Origin of the sequence: Halomonas sp. 25-S5 (assembly GCF_029889845.1) — a bacterium.
In the GTDB taxonomy this organism is placed as follows: Bacteria; Pseudomonadota; Gammaproteobacteria; order Pseudomonadales; family Halomonadaceae; genus Halomonas.
The window spans coordinates 22,374-43,482 of sequence record NZ_JARANV010000024.1 but is presented as its reverse complement, the minus strand read 5'-3'; the positions used below and the strand labels follow the sequence as shown (position 1 = coordinate 43,482).

At 68.4% G+C, this 21,109-nt stretch carries 17 protein-coding genes; 5 read left to right on the top strand and 12 right to left on the bottom strand.

The annotated features are described in order from the left end of the window. The 6 genes from hfq to OP498_RS15130 form a co-directional block, all read right to left on the bottom strand. Positions 1–246 (bottom strand): RNA chaperone Hfq, encoded by a 246-nt coding sequence (hfq, locus tag OP498_RS15155; protein WP_280547849.1) that lies wholly within the window; start codon positions 244–246, stop codon positions 1–3. 123 nt (positions 247–369) lie between these two features. Further along, positions 370–1,308 (bottom strand): tRNA (adenosine(37)-N6)-dimethylallyltransferase MiaA, encoded by a 939-nt coding sequence (miaA, locus tag OP498_RS15150; RefSeq protein WP_280554239.1) that lies wholly within the window; start codon positions 1,306–1,308, stop codon positions 370–372. A 172-nt stretch (positions 1,309–1,480) separates the two neighbouring features. Next, positions 1,481–3,445 carry a DNA mismatch repair endonuclease MutL gene (mutL, locus tag OP498_RS15145; RefSeq protein ID WP_280547851.1) on the bottom strand — a complete coding sequence of 655 codons (1,965 nt, stop codon included), beginning with the start codon at positions 3,443–3,445 and terminating at the stop codon, positions 1,481–1,483. A gap of 110 nt (positions 3,446–3,555) precedes the next feature. Next, on the bottom strand, positions 3,556–5,010 hold the full coding sequence (locus OP498_RS15140) for an N-acetylmuramoyl-L-alanine amidase (RefSeq protein ID WP_280547852.1): 1,455 nt from the start codon (positions 5,008–5,010) through the stop codon (positions 3,556–3,558). Beyond that, on the bottom strand, positions 5,007–5,501 hold the full coding sequence (gene tsaE, locus OP498_RS15135) for a tRNA (adenosine(37)-N6)-threonylcarbamoyltransferase complex ATPase subunit type 1 TsaE (protein WP_280547853.1): 495 nt from the start codon (positions 5,499–5,501) through the stop codon (positions 5,007–5,009). The genes OP498_RS15140 and tsaE overlap by 4 nt, the downstream gene beginning before the upstream one ends. Then, positions 5,482–7,017 carry an NAD(P)H-hydrate dehydratase gene (locus tag OP498_RS15130; protein WP_280547854.1) on the bottom strand — a complete coding sequence of 512 codons (1,536 nt, stop codon included), beginning with the start codon at positions 7,015–7,017 and terminating at the stop codon, positions 5,482–5,484. Before OP498_RS15130 ends, tsaE begins: the two co-directional genes overlap by 20 nt. A 98-nt stretch (positions 7,018–7,115) precedes the next feature. Between OP498_RS15130 and queG the strand changes: the two genes are divergently transcribed. Then, the gene (gene queG / locus OP498_RS15125) at positions 7,116–8,228 is read left to right on the top strand and encodes a tRNA epoxyqueuosine(34) reductase QueG (RefSeq protein WP_280547855.1); all 1,113 of its coding nucleotides are present in this window, start codon (positions 7,116–7,118) and stop codon (positions 8,226–8,228) included. Positions 8,229–8,416: 188 nt separating this feature from the next. Here the strand turns inward: queG and orn are convergent, their stop codons facing one another. Continuing rightward, positions 8,417–9,025, bottom strand: a complete 609-nt coding sequence (orn, locus tag OP498_RS15120) for an oligoribonuclease (protein WP_280554238.1) — start codon at positions 9,023–9,025, stop codon at positions 8,417–8,419. An 86-nt stretch (positions 9,026–9,111) separates the two neighbouring features. Here orn and rsgA point away from each other — a divergent pair, with 86 nt between their 5' ends. The 3 genes from rsgA to asd all read left to right on the top strand — a co-directional run bounded on the left by rsgA (position 9,112) and on the right by asd (position 12,054). Beyond that, positions 9,112–10,158, top strand: a complete 1,047-nt coding sequence (rsgA, locus tag OP498_RS15115; protein WP_280554236.1) for a small ribosomal subunit biogenesis GTPase RsgA — start codon at positions 9,112–9,114, stop codon at positions 10,156–10,158. Between the two features lie 72 nt (positions 10,159–10,230). Next, entirely contained in the window at positions 10,231–11,076 is an 846-nt protein-coding gene (locus tag OP498_RS15110; protein ID WP_280554235.1) for a rhodanese-like domain-containing protein, read from the top strand. A gap of 135 nt (positions 11,077–11,211) precedes the next feature. After that, positions 11,212–12,054: an archaetidylserine decarboxylase gene (asd, locus tag OP498_RS15105; RefSeq protein ID WP_280554234.1), complete on the top strand. Its 843-nt coding sequence runs from the start codon at positions 11,212–11,214 to the stop codon at positions 12,052–12,054. 165 nt (positions 12,055–12,219) lie between these two features. Here the strand turns inward: asd and epmA are convergent, their stop codons facing one another. Next, complete coding sequence (gene epmA / locus OP498_RS15100) at positions 12,220–13,206, bottom strand: EF-P lysine aminoacylase EpmA (RefSeq protein ID WP_280554233.1); 987 nt, start codon at positions 13,204–13,206, stop codon at positions 12,220–12,222. Positions 13,207–13,372: 166 nt separating this feature from the next. Continuing rightward, on the bottom strand, positions 13,373–13,939 hold the full coding sequence (gene efp, locus OP498_RS15095; protein ID WP_280547861.1) for an elongation factor P: 567 nt from the start codon (positions 13,937–13,939) through the stop codon (positions 13,373–13,375). Positions 13,940–14,047: 108 nt separating this feature from the next. Between efp and epmB the strand changes: the two genes are divergently transcribed. Beyond that, on the top strand, positions 14,048–15,085 hold the full coding sequence (gene epmB / locus OP498_RS15090; RefSeq protein ID WP_280554232.1) for an EF-P beta-lysylation protein EpmB: 1,038 nt from the start codon (positions 14,048–14,050) through the stop codon (positions 15,083–15,085). Positions 15,086–15,287: 202 nt separating this feature from the next. Here epmB and leuA read toward each other — a convergent pair whose 3' ends face one another. The 3 genes from leuA to parC form a co-directional block, all read right to left on the bottom strand. Beyond that, on the bottom strand, positions 15,288–16,994 hold the full coding sequence (gene leuA / locus OP498_RS15085; protein WP_280554231.1) for a 2-isopropylmalate synthase: 1,707 nt from the start codon (positions 16,992–16,994) through the stop codon (positions 15,288–15,290). Positions 16,995–17,474: 480 nt separating this feature from the next. Continuing rightward, a complete protein-coding gene (gene serB / locus OP498_RS15080; protein ID WP_280554229.1) occupies positions 17,475–18,689 on the bottom strand; it encodes a phosphoserine phosphatase SerB in 1,215 nt (404 codons plus the stop codon). A 126-nt stretch (positions 18,690–18,815) separates the two neighbouring features. Further along, positions 18,816–21,077, bottom strand: coding sequence for a DNA topoisomerase IV subunit A (gene parC / locus OP498_RS15075; RefSeq protein WP_280554228.1), 2,262 nt, complete (start codon positions 21,075–21,077; stop codon positions 18,816–18,818). Positions 21,078–21,109 lie beyond the last annotated feature (32 nt).

Here is a 21,109-nt window from a genome sequence, read left to right as displayed (position 1 = left end):
TCACACATCAGGGTCCGGCTGCGCATCCGGGGCCGGTAGGCGCACGTTGCGCGACGGCACCACGGTGGAGATGGCATGCTTGTAGACCATCTGGCTGACGGTGTTGCGCAGCAGGATGACGAACTGGTCGAACGACTCGATCTGGCCCTGCAGCTTGATGCCGTTGACCAGGAAAATCGATACCGGAATGCGCTCCTTGCGCAGGATGTTCAGGTACGGGTCTTGAAGGGACTGCCCTTTGGACATGTTGCTCTCCCTGAAGTGTCTCTGGGGGTTGATGTTATGTCGGTCTTCGTCGCTCCCGCCAGGGGGCAACGCTGCATAGCCTGAGGGGCCTGTTCACCCGGCCACCGAAAGGCCCATCTTACGCTAAGTGCCGAATTCGCGCACGAGTTTCAACACCTCGCCCAGCGGATCGGGGCCCAGGCTGTCGACCCGGTACAGCCCCGGCCAGTTGCGCATCCAGGTCAGCTGGCGCTTGGCCAGCTGGCGGGTCGCGATGATCCCGCGCCGCTCGAGCTCGTCACGCCCGAACTCGCCCTCCAGGTAGGCCCATGCCTGACGATAACCCACGCTCTTCATGGCGGGCAGGGAGGCCGCGAGGTCGCCGCGCGCCCTCAGGGCCGCCACCTCGTCGAGGAACCCGGCATCGAGCATCGCCATGAAGCGCTGGGCGATGCGCGCATGGAGCACGCCACGATCCGCCGGCGCGAGGCCTATCGACAGTGTGCGAAAGGGAAAGGTTTCACGGTGCTGCTCGGCCCACAACTCGGTCAGCGTGCGACCACTGGCACGCTGGACCTCCAGCGCCCGCATCAGCCGCTGGGGATCATTGGGATGGATGCGCGCCGCCGAGTCCGGATCGACCCGGGTCAACTCCGCGTGCAGGGATGCCAGGCCGTGCTCGGCTGCCTGGCGCTCGAGCTCGGCGCGCACTGCCGGGTCCGAGGCGGGCAGGTTGGCCACTCCCTCGAGCAGGCGCTTGAAGTACATCATGGTGCCGCCCACCAGCAGCGGGATCCGGCCGGCATCGCCGATCGCGCGCATCTCGCGCAGGGCGTCCTCGCGGAAGTCGGCGGCGGAATAGGGCTCGGCCGGGTCGCGGATGTCGATCAGCCGGTGCGGCGCCCGAGCCAGCTCCTCGGCGCTGGGCTTGGCGCTCCCGATGTCCATGCCACGATAGACCATGGCCGAATCGACGCTGACCAGCTCGCCGCCCAGCCGTTCGTGGAGGGCAATGGCCAGGTCGGTCTTGCCGGCGGCGGTGGGCCCCATCAGCAGGATGGCGGGAGGGCGCGAATCTGGCATGAAGTTCTCGGGCTCTCTCAGGCTTGGCGCTGAGAAGCTTGCCCGGCGGCATGCCTTCGAGGAGGCGCTGTGAACCCATCCCTGGGCGCTACCGACGCCATCCCTGGCGTAGGACCTCCTCTTCGGCCTGCCACCGGCGCTTCTCGCCACGCAGGTGGAAGTGTTGCGGATTCTACTGCCCCCTCAGGAAGAGGCGGTCCAGCTCCTTCATGCTCATCTCGGTCCAGGTGGGGCGGCCGTGGTTGCACTGGCCGCTGCGCTCGGTGCGTTCCATGTCGCGTAGCAGGGCATTCATCTCCTCGAGTCCCAGCTGGCGATTGGCCCGCACGCTGCCGTGACAGGCCATAGTCGAAAGCAGCTCGTTGATGCGCGCCTCGAGCCGGTCGGAGCGGCCATAGCGCTCCAGGTCGGCGAGCATGTCACGCACCAGCGGCTCCACGTCGGCATCGGCGAGCAGCACCGGGACCTGGCGCACCAGCAGGGTCTCGGGGCCGGCCACGTCGAGCTCCACGCCGAGACGCGCGAAGGCGTCATGCTCGGCCTCGGCGGTGGCCACCTCGGCGGGGCTCGCCGCCAGCGACACCGGCACCAGCAGCGGCTGGGCCTGCAATCCACCTTCACCCCTGGCGGCGCCATGGACCTCGGTCTTCATTCGCTCGTAGACGATGCGCTCGTGGGCGGCGTGCATGTCCACCACCACCAGGCCGCGCTCGGTCTGCGAGAGGATGTAGACCCCATGCAGCTGGGCCACGGCATAGCCCAGCGGCGGCGCGCGGGTCGCGTCCTCCTCGGGCATTGCCGGGTGCGGGGCCCGGGCCGCCCTCGAGGAGCGACGCTCCTCGAGGGCCACGCCCGCGGCGCTGCCGCCAGGGGCCGGGGCGGCGGGCTGCGGGGTCAGCAGGCTCTCCTCGTGATCGGGATGTAGCGCCCGGTAGCCTTCCATAAATGCCCGGACGCGGTCGGGCGTCACTCTATCGCGACCGCTATCACCAGGCCCGTCGCCCGATGCCTCGCGGCCGGGCAACGCCATCGGCTGCTGCTGCCAGGCCGGCGCCGCCTCGCGTACGCCGTCCGACGACTCCGGCGTTTCGGGCGCATCGTCGCGTTCGCCGCCCTCGCCGGGCCGCGCCTCGGCCAGCGCGCGGTGCAGGCTCGAGAACAGGAAATCGTGGACCATGCGTCCGTCGCGGAATCGCACCTCGTGCTTGGTGGGATGGACGTTGACGTCCACCACCCTGGGGTCGACCTCGAGGTAGAGCACGAACACCGGGTGGCGGCCGTGGAAGAGCACGTCACGGTAGGCCTGGCGGATGGCGTGCGCGACCAGGCGGTCGCGCACCACCCGGCCATTGACGAAGAAGTATTGCTGGTCGGCCTGGGCCCGGGAGTGGGTCGGCAGCCCGACCCAGCCCCACAGCCGCAGGCCGCCCACCTCCAGGTCCAGGTGCAGGGCATTCTCCAGGAAGGCCTTGCCGAGCAGGGACTGCAGACGGCGTTCCCGGGCCACCGGGTCATCCCCCGCCGGCAGCTGGTGGAGGGTCTTGTGGTTGTGGCGCAGCACCCAGCCGATGTCGAAACGCGACAGCGCCTGGCGCCGGAAGGCCTCCTCGACGTGGCCGAACTCGGTCTTCTCGGTGCGCAGGAACTTGCGCCGTGCTGGGGTATTGAAGAAGAGGTCACGAACCGTCACCGAGGTACCGCGAGGATGCGGGGCCGGGGTCACGCGCGGTTCCATGCGCCGCCCCTCGGCCACCACGCGCCAGCCGCCGCGCGGGTCCTCGTCGGTATTGGAGACCAGTTCCAGGCGCGAGACCGAACTGATCGATGCCAGGGCCTCGCCGCGGAACCCCAGGCTCGCCACGCCCTCGAGCTCCTCCAGGGAGAGGATCTTGCTGGTGGCATGGCGCGACAGCGCCAACGGCAGGTCGTCCTCGCCGATACCGCTGCCGTCGTCCCTCACGCGGATCGTTCGGGCACCGCCATTCTCCAGATCGACCTCGATGCGTCGACTACCGGCATCGATGGCATTCTCCACCAGCTCCTTGACCACCGAGGCAGGACGCTCGACCACCTCGCCGGCCGAGATTTGGTTGGCCAGGCGGGGATCGAGGATATGGATGTGTCGCTTCTCTGACATGTCACTCCGTCTAAGCCGTAAGCCGTAAGCCCAAATGCTGCCAGTAATCTAGTTCAAGCAAGGCATCTTCTTACAGCTTCAAGCTTATAGCTTACAGCTCCCCGAAGGGGTTATGAGCGTGGGATGCGCAGCACCTGTCCGACCCGTATCACGTCGCCGTTGAGCTCATTGGCCTGCTTGAGCTGGGCCACCGGGACGTCGTGACGGGCCGCGATCTCCGAGAGGGTATCGCCGGGCTGGATGCGATACTCGTTGCCCTCGGGGCTGCGATCGCGCTGCCAGGCCAGCAGGCTGGCCGGCGGCGGGTTGCGCTGGAAGTGGCCGCGGATGCCGCCGAACAGCGCCTCGACCATCCGCCGCTGATAGGTGCCGTCGCGCAGCCGGCGCTCCTCCTCAGGATTGGAGATGAAGCCGGTCTCGATCAACAGCGAGGGGATGTCCGGCGACTTGAGCACCATGAAGCCGGCCTGCTCGACCCGCGACTTGTGCAGCCGGTTGACCCGCCCCAGCTGGTCGAGCACCTGGCCGCCGATGGTCAGGGAGTCGTTGAGGGTCGCCGTCATGGTCAGGTCGAGCAGCACGCCACGCAGCACCTCGTCCTTGTCATCCAGCGACAGACTGCCGTCGACCCCGCCGATCAGGTCGGCCTGGTTCTCGCTGGCGGCCAGCCACTGGGCGGTCTCCGAGGTGGCCCCCCGCTGGGACAGCGCATAGACCGAGCTGCCGTTGGGCCGCGGGCTGTTGAAGGCATCGGCATGGATCGACACGAAGAAATCGGCCTTCTGCTCACGGGCGATACGGGTCCGCTGGCGCAGCCCGACGTAGTAGTCGCCGTCGCGGATCATCACCGCCCGGAACCCTTCCGTGGCATTGACCACCCGTGCCAGGCGCTGGGCCATCTCCAGCACGACATCCTTCTCGCGGGTACCGGAGGGACCGATCGCCCCAGGGTCCTCGCCGCCATGACCGGCATCGATGGCGATGATGATGTCACGCTTGGGATGCGGCTTGGCCGGCCCCAACACCTGGGCGGCGGCGATGTCGGCCGGGTCGCGACCCTGTGCCACCGCCTCGCTGCGGGCACGATCGGCGGCGATCTCCTGTTCGCGGATCATCGCCTCGATGGGGTCGATGGGATCTTCCACAGCGCTCTCGCCGGGGTATTCCAGGTCCACCACCAGGCGATGGCCGTACTGGTCGTTGGGCGCCAGGGTGAAGTGGCGGGGCTCGACCTCGCGCTCCAGCTCCAGCACCACCCGCAGGCCATTGCCGTCGCGCACGCCGGTGCGCAGGGTGCTGATGGCGCTCCCCTCGAGGTCCAGCCGGTCGACGCTGGCATTGAGCTGGCTGTCGTCCAGGTCGATCACCAGGCGACGCGGGTTGTCGAGGCTGAAGACATTGGCCCGCGCCGGGGAGGAGAGGTCGAAGACCAGGCGGGCATGGTCGGGGGCCGCCCAGAGGCGCAGGTTGTCGACGCTGGCGGCATCGGCCAGGCCGCTGGCGAGCCACAGCGCGAGCCCTCCCAGCCCGGCCAGCAGCCGCCCTATCGATCTCATGCGTGTCATCGCGCCGCTTCACCTTCCCTGTCCAGGACACAGCCGGCCAGCGCCGCCAGGCGCTCGAGCACCGCCCGGCCATATTCGCTGCGGGCCGCGAGGGTCGCCTCGCGCCCGCTCCCGGCCAGCCGCAGGATCACCTCCAGATCCGGGGCCGGCAACCAGCCCTCGCCCCGCTCCGGCCACTCGATCACGCAGAGCGCGTCCTCGGCAAGCAGGTCGCGGCCGCCGATGAACTCCAGCTCCTCGGGGTCGCCCAGGCGGTAAAGGTCGAAATGGTATACACGAACGGAGTCCAGCTCGTAGGGCTCCACCAGGGTGTAGGTGGGGCTCTTGACCGCCCCCCGGTGGCCGCAGGCGCGCAGGATGCCGCGGGTCAAGGTGGTCTTGCCGGCCCCCAGTTCACCGGTCAGGTGCACGCGACCCTGCCCGCCCAGAGCTCGCCCCAGGCACTCGCCGAAGGCGACCTGGCGGTCTTCGTCATCGAGTCGCAACTGCATCGTTCTCGCCCATCGTCGGGTTGACCAGAATTCGTGCACAGGATGCCAGATCGCCGGCCAGCAGGCCACGCTCGCCCCCCTGCCGCGCCGCCATGTCGGCGGCCAGGGCATGCACCAGCACGCCGAGCCGGACCGCCGATTCGAGGGGCAGCCTCTGCGCCAGCAGCGCCCCCAGGATGCCGGAGAGCGCATCGCCCATGCCGCCGCTGGCCATGCCCGGGTTGCCGTAGGGGCAGACGGCGAGTCCCGCGGGGCCGGCCACCAGGCTGCCGGCGCCCTTGAGCACCACTACCCCGCCGAAGCGCCGCTGCAGGGCCAGCGCCGCCGCGGGTCGGTCGGCCTCGATCTCGCCGGCGGAAAGGCCCAGCAGACGGGCGGCCTCGCCGGGGTGCGGCGTCAGCACCCAGTCCTCGCGGTATTGGCCGCTGAAGCGGGTCGCCAGCAGATTGAGGGCGTCGGCGTCTACCACCAGCGGCTTCTCAACCGAGAGGGCCGCCTGCAGCACGCCCTGTCCCCAGCTGCCCTGGCCGAGCCCCGGCCCCACCACCAGGATATCGGCCTTCTCGAGCAGCTCGCCCAAGTCACCGGCACCGCGAATGCCGTGGACCATGACCTCGGGGCGGCGCACCAGGCTCGCGGTCACATGCTCGGGAGCCGTGGCCAGGCTCACCTTGCCGGCGCCCAGCCGCGCGCAGGCCTCGGCGGCGAGCAGTGCCGCCCCGCCGAAGCCCGGGGCTCCGCCCAGCACCAGCGCATGGCCGAAGTCGCCCTTGTGGGCGCTGCGCACCCGCGGCGGCAGCCAGGCCGCGATCAGTCCGGCATCGAGCAGGCGGGCCGCGGGCACGAGGTCCGCCTCGGCCTCAGCATCCACGCCCAGGGCACGGAAGTCGACCTCTCCCACCCTGGCCGGCGCCGCCCCGGTATACAGGCCCAGCTTGTCGCCGATGAAGGTCACCGTCCGCGCGGCCTGCACCGCGACACCCAGCACCGCGCCGGTGTCGGCATGCAGCCCCGAGGGAATGTCGATGGCCAGCACCGGCAGGCCGCTGGCATTGATGGCCTCGATCGCCTCACGGGCCTCGCCGCGCACCTCGCCGCCGAGGCCGGTGCCCAGCAGGGCGTCGACGACCACTTCGCCTTCGAAGGCCAGCGCCGCCCGCCAGGGCTCGGCCGCCACCCCGGCCGCGGTGGCCATGTCGGCGGCGCGTCTGGCGTCGCCGGAGAGCGCGTCGAGCGGCTTGAGCAGGATGCGCTGCACGGCGAGCCCCTCGGCGGCGGCCAGCGCCGCCAGCACGTGGCCATCACCGCCATTGTTACCGCCGCCACAGAGCACGCTGAGCGAGCGCACCCCGGGCCAGCGGGCCTTCAGGCTCTGCCAGGCGGCCGCGGCCGCGCGCTGCATCAGGGCGAAGCCCTCGATGCCGGCGGCGATAGTGCGCTGGTCGAGCTCGCGCACCTGGTCGGCGCGGTAGAGCGGCCGCGGCTGCGGCTCGGGGTGTGGGGCCTCCCGGGTCATGCGGTGTCTCCTCGTTCGGGATGCTTTACCATACCAGTGTAAATTCTCTGCGCCCCACGCCAAGTCTCGGGGCCGATCTGCATGGTGTTGTCTCGATCATGACCCCAGTGTCCCCTCCGGGTGACGAACCCGACATGCCCGGCCTCGCCGAGAGGATCAAGATCTGGGGCCGCGAACTCGGCTTCCAGCAACTGGGCATCACCGATGTCGACCTGGCCGAGGACGAAGGCCACCTCGAGCGCTGGCTCGCGGCCGGCCACCACGGCGAAATGGGCTTCATGGCCAAGCACGGCACCAAGCGCACCCGGCCGGCGGAGCTGGTCCCCGGCACGCTGCGGGTGATCAGTGTACGCCTGGACTACCTGCCCGCCGAGGTGGAGACAACAAAGGTACTCGGTCAACCGGCGACCGCCTACGTCTCCCGCTATGCCACCGGGCGCGACTATCACAAGCTGATGCGCAAGCGGCTGGCCACCCTGGCGAAATGGATCGAGGCCGAGGTGGGCCCCTTCGGCTATCGCGCCTTCGTCGACTCGGCCCCGGTGATGGAGCGGGCCCTGGCCCGCAAGGCGGGGCTGGGCTGGTTCGGCAAGAACGCCATGCTGCTCAACCCCAGGGCCGGCTCGCTATTCTTCCTGGGCGAACTCTACACCGACCTGCCGCTGCCGGTGGACGCGCCCTTCGAGGGCGACCACTGCGGCAGCTGCAGCGCCTGCCGCACCGCCTGCCCCACCGGGGCCATCGTCGAGGACCGGGTAGTGGATGCCCGGGCCTGCATCTCCTACCTGACCATCGAGCTTCACGGCGCCATTCCCGAGCGCTACCGGGAGGCCATGGGCAACCGGGTGTTCGGCTGCGACGACTGCCAGCTGGTCTGCCCCTTCACCCGCTTTACCCGGGTCTCCCGCGAGGCCGACTTCGCCCCGCGCCACGACCTGGACCGTGCGAGTCTCGTCTCACTGTTCGCCTGGGGCGAGGAGGAGTTCCTGGAGAAGACCGCCGGCAGCCCGATCCGCCGCATCGGCTACGCGCGCTGGCTGCGCAACCTCGCCGTGGGGCTCGGCAACGCCCCCTGGAGCGAGGCCGTGGAGGCCGCCCTGCGGGCGCGCCTGCCCTACCCCTCCGACCTGGTGCGCGAGCACGTGCGCTGGGCGCTGGCCCGCCAGCAGGAGAAGCGCCAAGAGCTCATAGCCGTAAGCCGTAAGCCGTAAGCCGTAAGCCGTAAGCTGCAAGCCGTAAGCTGGAAGCTGGAAGCTGGAAGCTGGAAGCTGGAAGCTGGAAGCTGGAAGCTGGAAGCTGGAAGCTGGAAGCTGGAAGGCAGCTTGTTGCCTGCACGGCATGAATCACACCTCTTCTTCCGGCTTCCAGGCGCGAAGCGCCGCTCTTCAAGCTTCCGGCTTTACTCTTCCTCGTCACTCTCGTCCTCCGCCAGGCGCAGGAAAATGCCACGATAATGCGCCAGCTCGGCGATGGACTCCTTGATGTCGTCCATGGCGAGGTGCACGTTGCGCTTCTGGAAGCCGACCAGCGCCCCCGGGTTCCAGCGCTTGGCCAGCTCCTTCAGGGTCGAGACATCCAGGTTGCGGTAGTGGAAGAAGGCCAGCAGCTCGGGCATCTCCCGCTCCAGGAAGCGGCGGTCCTGGTGGATGCTGTTGCCGCACATGGGCGAGGAGCCGGGGGCGACATGCGCCTTGAGGAAGGCCAGCGTCTGCCGCTCGGCCTCGGCGGTGTCGACCGGGCTCTCCTTGACCCGTTTCACCAGGCCGGACGCGCCATGGGTCTTGGTGTTCCAGTCGTCCATCGCCTCGAGGAGCGCGTCGGGCTGCTGCACCGCGATCACCGGCCCCTCGGCGACGACATTGAGCTCATTGTCGGTGACCAGGGTCGCCATCTCGATGATCCTCTCGCGGTTCGGGTCGAGCCCGGTCATCTCCAGGTCGATCCAGACCAGACGGTTTTGGCGCGGGTCCTGGGTGTCAGGGGTCTCGGACGAAGAGTGCTCTGCCATATGGGTTCCTTGCATGATGCCCGCTGACGACAGCGGCCACCTCGGGTGAGTACAATGAGACCCATTGTAGCGAGCTTCAGGCCCCCATGAGCAAACGCAATTTGAGCCGCCAGCAGCGCTGGCGCATCGAGAAGGTCCAGGCCGAACGCGCCCGGCGCGCCGACCGGCGCGATTCCCGGGACGGCGAGAAGCTGGCCGCCGGCGAGTACGGGCCCGAACAGGGCGGCCGGGTGATCGCCCACTTCGGCCGCACCCTGGATGTGCGGCCCGATGAGGACGGTAATGCCGTGCGTTGCCACCTGCGCGCCAATCTCGAGGGGCTGGTGACCGGCGACCGGGTGATCTGGCGCGCCGCCCATGACGCCAATGACGGTGTGGTGGTGGCCCGCGGCGAGCGCGACAACGTCCTGGAACGCCCCGATGCGCGCGGCCAGCTCAAGCCGGTGGCCGCCAACATCGACCAGATCCTGATCGTCTTCGCGGTGGAGCCGGCGCCCCACGCCAACCTGATCGACCGCTACCTGGTGGCCGCCGAGGCCACCGGCATCGCCCCGGTGCTGGTGCTCAACAAGGTCGACCTGCTGCCGGCGCACGGCGGCGAACTGCGCGACCTGCTGGCCCGCTACGAGGCGCTGGGCTACCCGGTGGTCACCACCACCACCGAGCGCGAGGATGGCCTCTCGGCCCTGCACGCTCGGCTGGCGGGGCGCACCTCGGTCTTCGTGGGCCAGAGCGGCGTGGGCAAGTCCTCGCTGATCGACCGCCTGCTGCCGGACGAGGAACTTCGCATCGGGGCGCTGTCGAAGGACACGCGCAAGGGGACCCATACCACCACCACCGCGCGCCTCTATCTCCTGCCGAGCCCCGCCTCCGGCGACGCCTCCGAGACCAGCGAGGGTGAGCTGATCGACTCGCCGGGGATCCGCGAGTTCGGCCTGAGCCACCTGGACGAGCAGCAGGTCACCGAGGGCTTCATCGAGTTCCGCGACCTCCTGGGCCACTGCCGCTTCCGCGACTGCCGCCACCGCCATGAGCCGGGTTGCGCCCTGCTCGCCGCGGTGGAGCGCGGCGACATCCATCCCGAACGCTTTGCCAGCTACCGACGCATCCTCGAGAGTCTCGGGGAGAACTGACGCCAGGGCCTGAATCAAGGAACCTGAATCAAGGAGCTGATTTTAATGGGCTGAATTTAAGGAGAACGTGCCATGAGTTCCGAAGACAACCTGCTCCCGCTGATCATCGAGCCCGACCCGCTCGCCGACCACCTGGACGAGCCATCGCTGCTGATCATCGACGTGCCGCTCAGGGCTGAGAGCTATGGCGAGGGGCACGTCCCCGGCGCCGTCTTCCTGGATCATCGCCTGCTGATGCGCGGCGAGTATCCGGCCGGGAGCAGCGTGCCCAACGAGGTGCCCACGGTCGAGGCGCTCTCCCGGCTGTTCTCGTCGCTCGGCCTGACCCGGGACACCCATGTGGTCGCCTACGACGACGAGGGCGGCGGCTGGGCCGGGCGCCTGCTGTGGACCCTGGAGCTGATCGGCCACACCCGCTACTCCTATCTCAACGGCGGCATCCACGCCTGGCGGGCGGCCGGCCAGCCGGTCTCTACCGAGACCCATGCTCCCAAACCCAGCGACTACGAGGCGGAGCTCCTGCACCCCGAGGTCGCCATCGACCGTCTCGAGCTCCAGGAGCGCCTGGGCGAGAAGGGCCTCGCGGTCTGGGATGCCCGCTCCCGCGCCGAATACGACGGCGAGAAGGGCAACAACGCGCGCCTGGGCCACATTCCCGGCGCGGTGAACATGGAGTGGACCGACGCCATGGACCGCGAGCACGGCCTGCGGATCCGCGACTATGCGGAGCTCGTCACCGAGCTGGAGGCCCTGGGCCTGACCCCGGACATGGAGGTGGTCACCCACTGCCAGAGCCACCACCGCAGCGGCTTCACCTGGCTGGTGGGCAAGGCGCTGGGCTTCGAGAAGATTCGCGGCTACGCCGGCTCCTGGAAGGAGTGGGGCAACCGCGAGGATACGCCGATAGAAAAGCCGTAAGCTGGAAGCTATGAGCTGGAAGCCAACAATCGCACCCCACCCAGATTCAGGGGGTTCTTCCAGCTTCCAGGCGCGAAGCGCCGCTCTTCAAGCTCAGCCCATCTTTTACTTCATGCCTACCAGAGTTCCTTTTTTGTGTCGCTATCCAAGCTCTTCGCCCTGATCCAGTACCCACTACCCCACCACCTGCTCTCGCGGCTGGTGGGCGGGCTCGCCGACTGCCGGCTGCCGTGGCTGAAGAACACCCTCATCCGCACCTTCATACGCGTCTTCCGCGTCGACATGGACGAGGCCGCCGAGCCCGACCCGACGGCCTATGCCACCTTCAACGACTTCTTCACCCGTGCCCTGGAGGAGGACGCCCGCCCCCTCGGCGAGGGCCTGGTCTCCCCCGCCGACGGCACCCTCTCGCAGTTCGGCGCCATCGAGGCCGGCCAGCTGCTCCAGGCCAAGGGCCACCGCTTCTCGATGATGGAGCTGCTCGGCGGCTACGGCGAGGCGGCGCGCCGCTACCTCGGCGGCAGCTTCGCCACCGTTTACCTCTCGCCGAGCGACTACCACCGGGTCCACATGCCGCTGGGCGGCACCTTGAGGGAGATGGTCTACGTGCCGGGCCGACTCTTCTCGGTGAACGCCGCCACCACCGAGCATGTGCCCAACCTCTTCGCCCGCAACGAGCGGCTGGTGTGCCACTTCGATACCGAACAGGGCCCCATGGTGGTGGTGCTGGTCGGGGCGATGATCGTTGCCGCCATCGAGACGGTCTGGGCCGGCCAGATCACCCCGCTCTCCGGCGAGGTGCAACGCGTGCACTTCGACACCCCGGTGCGTCTGGAGAAGGGCGAAGAGATGGGCCGTTTCAAGCTCGGCTCCACGGTGGTGATGGCCTTCGCCGAGCCGGTCAACTTCACCGACGCCATCGAGCCCGGCGCCAAGGTGCAGATGGGGCAGTCGCTGGGAGCGCTTAAATACTCATAGCAAGGGAGCGCCGGGGACAGGCCGAAGAGGAGGTCCTATGCCAGGGATGGCATCGGTAGCGCCCAGGGAAGGGTTCACAGCGCCTCCTCGTCGGTCCGGCGCCCCGGGGCCTGTCGACGGATCAGCCCCGAGCGGTGAAGGCCACACGACCGCCTGGAAAAATTGCTAGCAGCGCCGCGTGGCAAAGGCCATGACCTCCGCCACGCTCGCCTTGCCCAGCGCCAGCTGGATCAGCCGGTCGAGGCCCAGCGCGACCCCGCTGCCTGCGGGCATGCCGTGGGCCAGGGCCGCCAGCAGGCGCACGTCCACGTCCACCTGGGGCAGGCCCGCGGCACGGCGGGCGGCGTTGTCTGCGGCGAAGCGCGCCGCCTGTTCCTCGGCATCGGTGAGCTCGTCATAGCCGTTGGCCAGCTCCAGCCCCGCCAGATAGAGCTCGAAACGCGATGCCACCCAGGCACCGTCCTCGGGGTCACGATGATGGCGAGCCAGGGCGGCCTGAGTGGCCGGATAGTCCACGACCACGTCGAGGCCATCTCGCCCGAGGTGGGGCTCGATCTCGATGCTCATCAGCAGGTCCAGGCAGCCGTCGCGGTCACTGTCGGCCATGTCCAGGCCGCCCCGCTCGCTGGCCAGGCGCCGCAGCTCGGCAAGCGGGGCGCTGAAGGGGTCGATGGCCAGGTGCTCGCGGAACAGCTCGCGGTAGCGGCGCCGGCGCAGCGGGCCCGGCTTATCCCCCAGTTCTCGGCCCAGCACGCTGCTGACCAGGGCGGCGGTTTCCTCGATCAGCGCATCGAGACCCAGCCCGGGGCGATACCACTCCAGCATGGTGAACTCGAGGTTGTGGCGCCGGCCCACCTCGCCGTCGCGAAAGCTTCTGGCCAGCTGGAAGATCGGCCCGCTGCCGGCAGCCAGCAGCCGCTTCATGTGGAACTCCGGGGAGGTCTGCAGCCAGAGCCGCTCGCGCCCGGCCGGGGTCGTGGCCTCGGCGAAGAGAGAGGCCAGCAGCACCTCGGTGCTGCCGCCGTGGCCCAGCACCGGCGTTTCCACCTCCAGCACCTCGCGCCGGGCGAAGAAGGCGCGCACCACGGCGAGCAGGCGCGCCCGCTCGCGCAGGGTCTCGATCGTCGCCGTGGGGCGCCAGTCGTCTGTCATGTTCCGACCTCCAGAACCACCAAGGCCACGCCGAAGCGTGGCCTTCAAAGCCGTAAGCCGTAAGCCGTAAGCCGTAAGCCGTAAGCCGTAAGCCAGGAAGCTGCCACCCAACTGGTTTTTCTTACAGCTTATAGCTTGTAACTTACAGCTCCCGGCGAAGCCGGGCTCAGGCGCGAGACACATACTCGCCGCTGCGCGTATCCACCTTGAGAACTTCGCCCTCCTCGATGAACAGGGGCACCTTGACCACCGCGCCTGAAGAAAGGACGGCCGGCTTGGAGCCCCCCTGGGCAGTGTCGCCCTTGAGGCCCGGATCGGTCTCGGTCACTTGCAGCTCGATGAAGTTCGGCGGGCTGACGTTGATCACGTTATCGTTCCACAGCGTCACGGTGTAGGGAACCTGCTCCTTGAGCCACTTCTCAGTATCCCCCAGGGCCTTCTTCTCCACAGCATACTGCTCGAAGGAGCCATCGGTCTTCATGAAATACCACATGTCACCGTCGGTGTAGAGGTACTCCATTTCCAGTTCGAGGACGTCGGCGGCTTCCAGGGAGTCGCCGGACTTGAAGGTGCGCTCCCAGACGCGGCCGGTCATCAGGTTGCGCAGCTTCACGCGGTTGAAGGCCTGCCCCTTGCCGGGCTTGACCAGCTCGTTCTCGACGATGCTGCACGGGTCACCGTCCAGCATCACCTTCAGCCCGCCCTTGAATTCGTTGGTAGAATAGTTGGCCATGATGTCTTACCCATATTCGAGCGCGCCACCGGCACTGGCCGGGGGCGCGCGCAAGCAGATGAAGTTCAACGGGGAGCTCGCCCCCGTTCGCATTGACTGGTGTGTCGCATGATAACCCGAAGCAGCGTCCCTTTGCAGCGTCCCGGCCGGGAGCCCCGTCCCCTGCCCATCCAGGCACGCTGGCAGACTCAACTGGCCAGGGCGATCCGCGACCCGCGCGAACTGTGCCGTCGCCTGGGGCTCGACGAGGCCTGGTGGCCCGGTGCCGAGCGTGGCCATGCGCTGTTCGAGGTACGCGTGCCCGAGGCCTACCTGGCGCGCATCCGCCCCGGCGACCCCGCCGATCCCCTGCTGCGCCAGGTGCTGCCGCTGGCCGAAGAGGCGGTGCCGATGGCCGGCTATGTGGCCGACCCCTTGGCCGAAGCCGAGCATGCGCCGGCACCAGGGCTGATCCACAAGTATGCCGGTCGGGTACTGCTGATCGCGAGCCCCGCCTGCGCGGTGAACTGCCGCTACTGCTTCCGCCGCCACTTCCCCTACGAGGAGAACGCCCCCTCGCGGGCCCAGTGGGAGACCACCCTCGACCACCTGCGATGCGATGCGACGATCCACGAGGCCATCCTCTCCGGGGGCGACCCCCTGGCCGCCAGCGACCGCCAGCTGGCCTGGCTGGTCGAGCGGCTGGCGGCCATTCCTCACCTCAAGCGGTTGCGGATCCACACCCGCCTGCCGGTGGTGATCCCCGAGCGCATCGACGACGCCCTGCTCGGCTGGCTCACCACCACCCACCTGCAGAAGGTGATGGTGCTGCACATCAACCATGCCAACGAGATCGACGAGGCCGTCATCGCGGCATGCCGCAAGCTCAGTGCCGCCGGCGTGACCCTGCTCAACCAGAGCGTGCTGCTGCGGGGGGTCAACGACTCGATTGGGGCCCTGGCCGCGCTCTCCGAGCGGCTGTTCGAGGCCGGCATCCTGCCCTACTACCTCCACGTGCTCGATCCGGTGGCCGGGGCGGCCCACTTCGACGTGGCCGACGACGAGGCCCGCGAACTGGTCGCGGGCCTGCGGGAGGTACTGCCGGGCTTTCTGATGCCGCGGCTGGTGCGGGAGATCCCCGGCGAGGCAAGCAAGACACCGCTCTAGCCATCATGGCCACCAAGTAGGCCGGATAAGCCGGAGGCGCATCCGGCGGGGATGCCCGGTGCGCTGTCGCTTACCGGGCCTACCGGACTAGCCATAAGCTGTAAGCCGGAAGCTTGAAGCCGGAAGAAAACCCAGCCCCCATGCCGAGGGATCGACATGGGGCTGGGTTACCGGGGTTTCTTCAAGCTTCCAGCTTATGGCTTCAAGCTAAGGTGTCGGCGGTGACATTGGGCGCCGGGGCCCGGGTGGAGAGATGGCGATTGAGGGCACTCATCACCGCCTTCATGGAGGCGCTGGTGATGCTCTCGTCGGTTCCCACCCCAAACACCGCCTCGTCGCCCACACGCACCTCCACGTAGGCGATCGCCTCGGCGTCGGCCCCCTGGCCGCGGGAGTGCTCGTGGTAGTCGATGATCTCCACGTCATGCCCGGCCGCGGCCAGCGCCTTGATGAAGGCGGCCAGCGGGCCATTGCCCTCACCCTGGATGGTGCGGCGCTCGCCGTCTTCCTCGATGGTCGCCTCCAGGTTCACCTTGGGGCTGTCGGGCTCGGAGGAGAGGCGGTGGCCGACCAGGGTGAAGGGCGAAACCTTGGCCAGGTACTCGTCGACGAAGGCCTGGTAGATCATCTGCGAGGTGATCTCGCGCCCCAGGCGGTCGGCCACTTCCTGCACCACCTGGCTGAACTCCATGGAGAGCCGGCGCGGCAGTTCGATGCCGTGCTCCTGCTCGAGCAGGTAGGAAACACCGCCCTTGCCGGACTGGCTGTTGACGCGGATCACCGCCTCGTAGCTGCGCCCGACATCCAGCGGGTCGATGGGCAAGTAGGGCACCGCCCAGACGGCATCCGGGTGGTCACGACGTTCGGCCATGCCCTTCTTGATGGCGTCCTGGTGGGAGCCGGAGAAGGCCGTGAACACCAGGTCGCCGACATAGGGATGTCGCGGGTGGACCGGCAGCTGGTTGCAGTGTTCCACCTCGCGCATGACCGGGGTGATGTTGGAAAAGTCGAGTCCCGGGTGCACGCCCTGGGTGTAGAGGTTCATGGCCAGCGTCACGATGTCGACGTTGCCGGTCCGCTCGCCGTTGCCGAACAATGTGCCCTCGACCCGGTCACCGCCGGCCATGATCCCCAGCTCGGCGGCGGCCACGCCGGTGCCACGATCATTGTGGGGGTGCAGGCTGACGATCAGGCTCTCGCGGTTGGCGACGTGGCGACAGAACCACTCGATCTGGTCGGCGTAGTTGTTGGGCGTGGCGACCTCCACCGTGGCCGGCAGGTTGACGATCATCGGCGTGTCGACGCTCGGCCGGTAGACGCCCGCCACCGCCTCGACGATCTCCACGGCGAAGTCCATCTCGGTGGTGGTGAACAGCTCGGGCGAGTACTGGAAGGTCCAGTGGGTCTCGGGGGCCTCCTCCATGCGGCGGCGAATCTGGGTCGTCGCCTCGACGGCGATCTGGATGCACTCCTCCTTGCTGACGTGGAAGACCACGCGGCGGAACACCGGATCGGTGGCGTTGTAGACGTGAACGATGGCGTTCTTCGCCCCCTTCAGCGCCTCGAAGGTACGATCGATCAGGTGCGGGCGGGCCTGGGTCAGCACCTGGATGGTGACGTCGTCGGGCACCTTGTCCTGCTCGATCAAGGCACGCACGAAGTCGAAATCGGTCTGGGAGGCCGAGGGGAAGCCCACCTCGATCTGCTTGAAGCCGATCTTGACCAGCAGGTCGAAGAGGCGCTGCTTGCGCTCCTGATCCATGGGATCGATCAGCGCCTGGTTGCCGTCGCGCAGGTCGACGCTGCACCACTGCGGCGGCGTCTCGATGCGGCAGTTGGGCCACTGGCGGTCGGGCAGGTCGACGGCGACGAAGGGGCGGTACTTGGCGGCGGGGTTGTCGAGCATCATGGCGGCGTTCTCCCTGGACTGGCGATGCGGCACTCTTGCGAATACGGCTCAGAAACGGCAACGCCCCGACGGCCGGGGGCCTGTCGGGGCGTCACGCGAGATATCGGTTACGACCGCGCCGACGACACGGCGTTCGCGACGATTCGGCACGGCATGGGGGTTCATGGAACGACTGCTGGTGGTGGCTGACATGGTACGACCTCGTTTCGACCGGGACCTTCTGGCGAAGGACAGTGGCGATGCAGGCGGCATCGCCCACGCTCTCAGGAGCGGGCTAGTAGTCGTAGGTCGAGGTCGTACGCCGTCATATTCATGACTCTAGAGAATCAAGCTTGGGAGGCTTTGTCAACTCCGGCGTTCGAGCAGTGCCTCCATTCGGGAGCTGGTCACGCAGTTCTCTGATGGCGATGACCGCGGCGTCGAACAGCTTGTTGGCGCGTAGGCGCTCGAGGCTTGCCTGCCAGGCCTGAAAGGTCGTGCTCACCGCGACGGCTCCTCCAGATCGCCCTGGCGATAGCCGATCAGGTAGAGCACCGCGTCGAGCCCCAGCGTGGAGATCGACTGGCGCGCCTGGGCCCGCACCAGGGGCTTGGCGCGGAAGGCGATGCCGAGCCCGGCGGCGGCCAGCATCTTGAGGTCGTTGGCGCCGTCGCCCACGGCGATGGTCTGCTCCATGGCCAGGCCCTCGCGGCGGGCAATCTCGTGGAGCAGCTCGGCCTTGCGGTCGGCATCGAGGATCGGCTCGCGCACCTCGCCGGTGACCTTGCCGTCCTTGATCAGCAGCTCGTTGGCGTGGATCTCGTCGAAGCCAAGCCGCTCCTGCAGGTGGCGGGCAAAGTAGGTGAAGCCGCCGGAGAGGATCGCGGTGCGATAGCCCAGCCGCTTGAGGTGGTGCATCAGCCGCTCGAGGCCATCCATCAGCGGCAATGACTCGGCGATCTCGGCGAGCACCGACTCGTCCAGCCCCTTGAGCTTCGCCATGCGCTCGCGGAAGCTCTGCTGGAAGTCCAGCTCGCCGCGCATGGCCCGCTCGGTGACCGCCGCCACTTCGTCACCCACGCCATGGCGGCGCGCCAGCTCGTCGATCACCTCTGTCTGGATCAGGGTGGAGTCCATGTCGAAGCAGACCAGGCGGCGATGGCGGCGCCAGATGGAATCCTCCTGGAGGGCAATATCCACGCCGTGCATGGCCCCCAGCGCCAGGGCCTTCTCGCGCAGGGCGTCGAGGTCGACCTCCTCGCCGCGCAGCCAGCACTCCACGCAGGCACCGTGCTCGGGCATGCCGCCATCCAGCGGTTCGCGGCCGGAGAGGCGGTGAATCAGCTCTACGGTCAGGCCATGTTCGGCGGTCAGCGCCCCCACCTCGGCGAGGATGCCGGCGGGCAGATGGGGCGCCAGCAGGGTCAGGATCAGCCGTGGCTGGCTCGCCTGCACGCTCCAGCGCTGGTAGTCCTCGGCGCTCACCTGGATCGCCTGGATATCCAGGCCCAGGGCGTCTCCCGTCGTGGCCAGTGCGCCCTCCAGGTCGCTCTCCCGGGCGAGCCCCACCAGGGCCTCCAGGGAGAGGATGCCGAAGGTCACGCTCTGGTTGATGTCCAGCAGCCGGGCGCCGCTGGCCGCCAGCGCCTTGCCCAGGCCGGCCAGCTGGCCGGGGCGTGCCACACCGGTGGCGCGGATCAGGATTCGTCGTGTCATGTTAACCCCTTTGATGAGCTGTAAGCTTTAAGCCGTAAGCTGTAAGAAAGACATGCCTGTCATGGGTTTACTTACAGCTTATAGCTTATGGCTTACAGCTTCCGGCGAAGCCGGGGACTTCAAGCTTCAAGCTTCCAGCTTCAAGCTTTCAAGGCGGTCGACCTTCTGCAGGCCGCGGGGTAGCTTGCTGCCGCGCCGGCCGCGCTCGCCTCGATAGTAGTCCAGGTCGCCGGCCTTGAGGGTCAGGTGGCGCTTGCCGGCATGCACCACCAGCGCCGCGCCGACGGGCAGCATCACCAGGTCACGCACGAACTCCTCGCGGCGAGTCGCCCGGGCCCCGGGGATATCGAGCATCTTGTTGCCCTTGCCCTTGGCCATCTCGGGCAGCTGCGAGAGCTCGAAGACCAGCAGCCGTCCCTCGTTGGAGACCGCGGCCACGCTGGCCCCCTCCCCGGCCGGCACCTCCAGCGGCGGCAGCACATTGCAGCCCTTGGGCACGCTCAACACCGATTTGCCGGACTTGTTCTTGCCCACCAGCTCCTCGAGCCGGGCCACGAAGCCGTAACCGCCATCGGTGGCCAGCAGGAAGCGCCTGTCCGGCGGGGCCAGCATCAGGCCGGCCATGTGGGCCCCGGCCGCCACGTTGACCCGTCCCGTGACCGGTTCTCCCTGGCCCCGTGCGCTGGGCAGGTTATGGGCCGACAGCGTGTAGGCCCGCCCGGTGTCGTCCAGCAGCACCAGCGGCTGGTTGGTCTTGCCACGGGCGGCGAGGTGGAAGCGATCGCCGGCCTTGTAGGAGAGGCCGGCAGGGTCGATCTCGTGGCCCTTGGCACTGCGGATCCAGCCCTTCTCGGAGAGCGCCACGGTGACCGGGTCGGCGCCGACCAGCTCCACCTCGGAGAGCGCCCGGGCCTCCTCTCGCGCGACCAGCGGCGAGCGGCGGGCATCGCCGTGCGCCTCGGCGGCGGCGCGCAGTTCCTGCTCGATCAGGTCGGTGAGCGCCGCCTCGCTGCCGAGCAACTCCTGCAGGCGCTTGCGCTCGGCCTCGAGCTCGTCCTGCTCGCCGCGGATCTTCATCTCCTCGAGCTTGGCCAGGTGGCGCAGGCGAAGTTCGAGGATCGCCTCGGCCTGGCGGTCGGAGAGCGCGAAGGCCGCCATCAGCGCGGCCTTGGGTTCGTCCTCCTCGCGGATGATGCGGATCACCTCGTCGAGGTCGAGGTAGGCGGCCAGCAGGCCCTCGAGGATATGCAGGCGGTCCTCGACCTTGCCCAGGCGATGTTCGAGCCGCCGGCGCACCGTGGCGCGGCGGAAGCGCAGCCACTCGCCGAGCAGGTCAGGCAGCGCCATGACCCGCGGGCGGCCGTCCAGGCCGATCACGTTCATGTTGACGCGAATGTTCTTCTCGAGGTCGGTGGTGGCGAAGAGGTGCGCCATCAGTGCCTCGATGTCGACGCGGTTGGAGCGCGGCTCGATCACCAGCCGCGTCGGCTCCTCGTGGGTCGACTCGTCGCGCAGGTCGGCGACCATCGGCAGCTTCTTGGCCTGCATCTGGGCGGCGATCTGCTCGAGCACCTTGGCTCCGCTCACCTGGTAGGGCAGCGCGGTGACCACTACCTTGTCCTCCTCGCGCACGTAGCGGCCACGCAGCTTCACCGAGCCGCGCCCGCTCTCGTAGAGCTTTCTCAGGTCGCTGCGCGGGGTGATGATCTCCGCCTCGGTGGGAAAGTCCGGCGCCGGCATAGACTCGAGCAGGTCCGTCGTGGTGGCCTGAGGATGGCGCAGCAGGTGACAGGTGGCTTCGACCACCTCGTTCACGTTATGCGGCGGGATGTCGGTGGCCATGCCCACGGCGATGCCGGTGCCGCCGTTGAGCAGCACATGGGGCAGGCGCGCCGGCAGCACCACCGGCTCGTTCATAGTGCCGTCGAAGTTGGGGGTCCAGTCGACGGTGCCCTGGCCGAGTTCGGCGAGCAGCACCTCGGCGAACTTCGACAGCCGCGCCTCGGTGTAGCGCATGGCGGCGAAGGACTTGGGATCGTCGGGGCTGCCCCAGTTGCCTTGGCCGTCCACCAGCGGGTAGCGGTAGCTGAACGGCTGGGCCATCAGCACCATGGCCTCGTAGCAGGCGCTGTCGCCGTGGGGGTGGAACTTGCCCAGCACGTCGCCGACGGTGCGCGCCGACTTCTTGTACTTGGCGTTGGCACCGAGCGCCAGCTCGCGCATGGCATAGACGATGCGCCGCTGCACCGGCTTCATGCCATCGCCGATATGCGGCAGCGCCCGGTCGAGGATGACGTACATCGAGTAATCGAGGTACGCCTTCTCGGTGTACTCGCGCAGCGAGAGGCGCTCGACGTCGCCCTCCGCCACCTGGATATCCATGGTCATGGGTTCTGGGCCCTATCTGCCATCATGGAAAA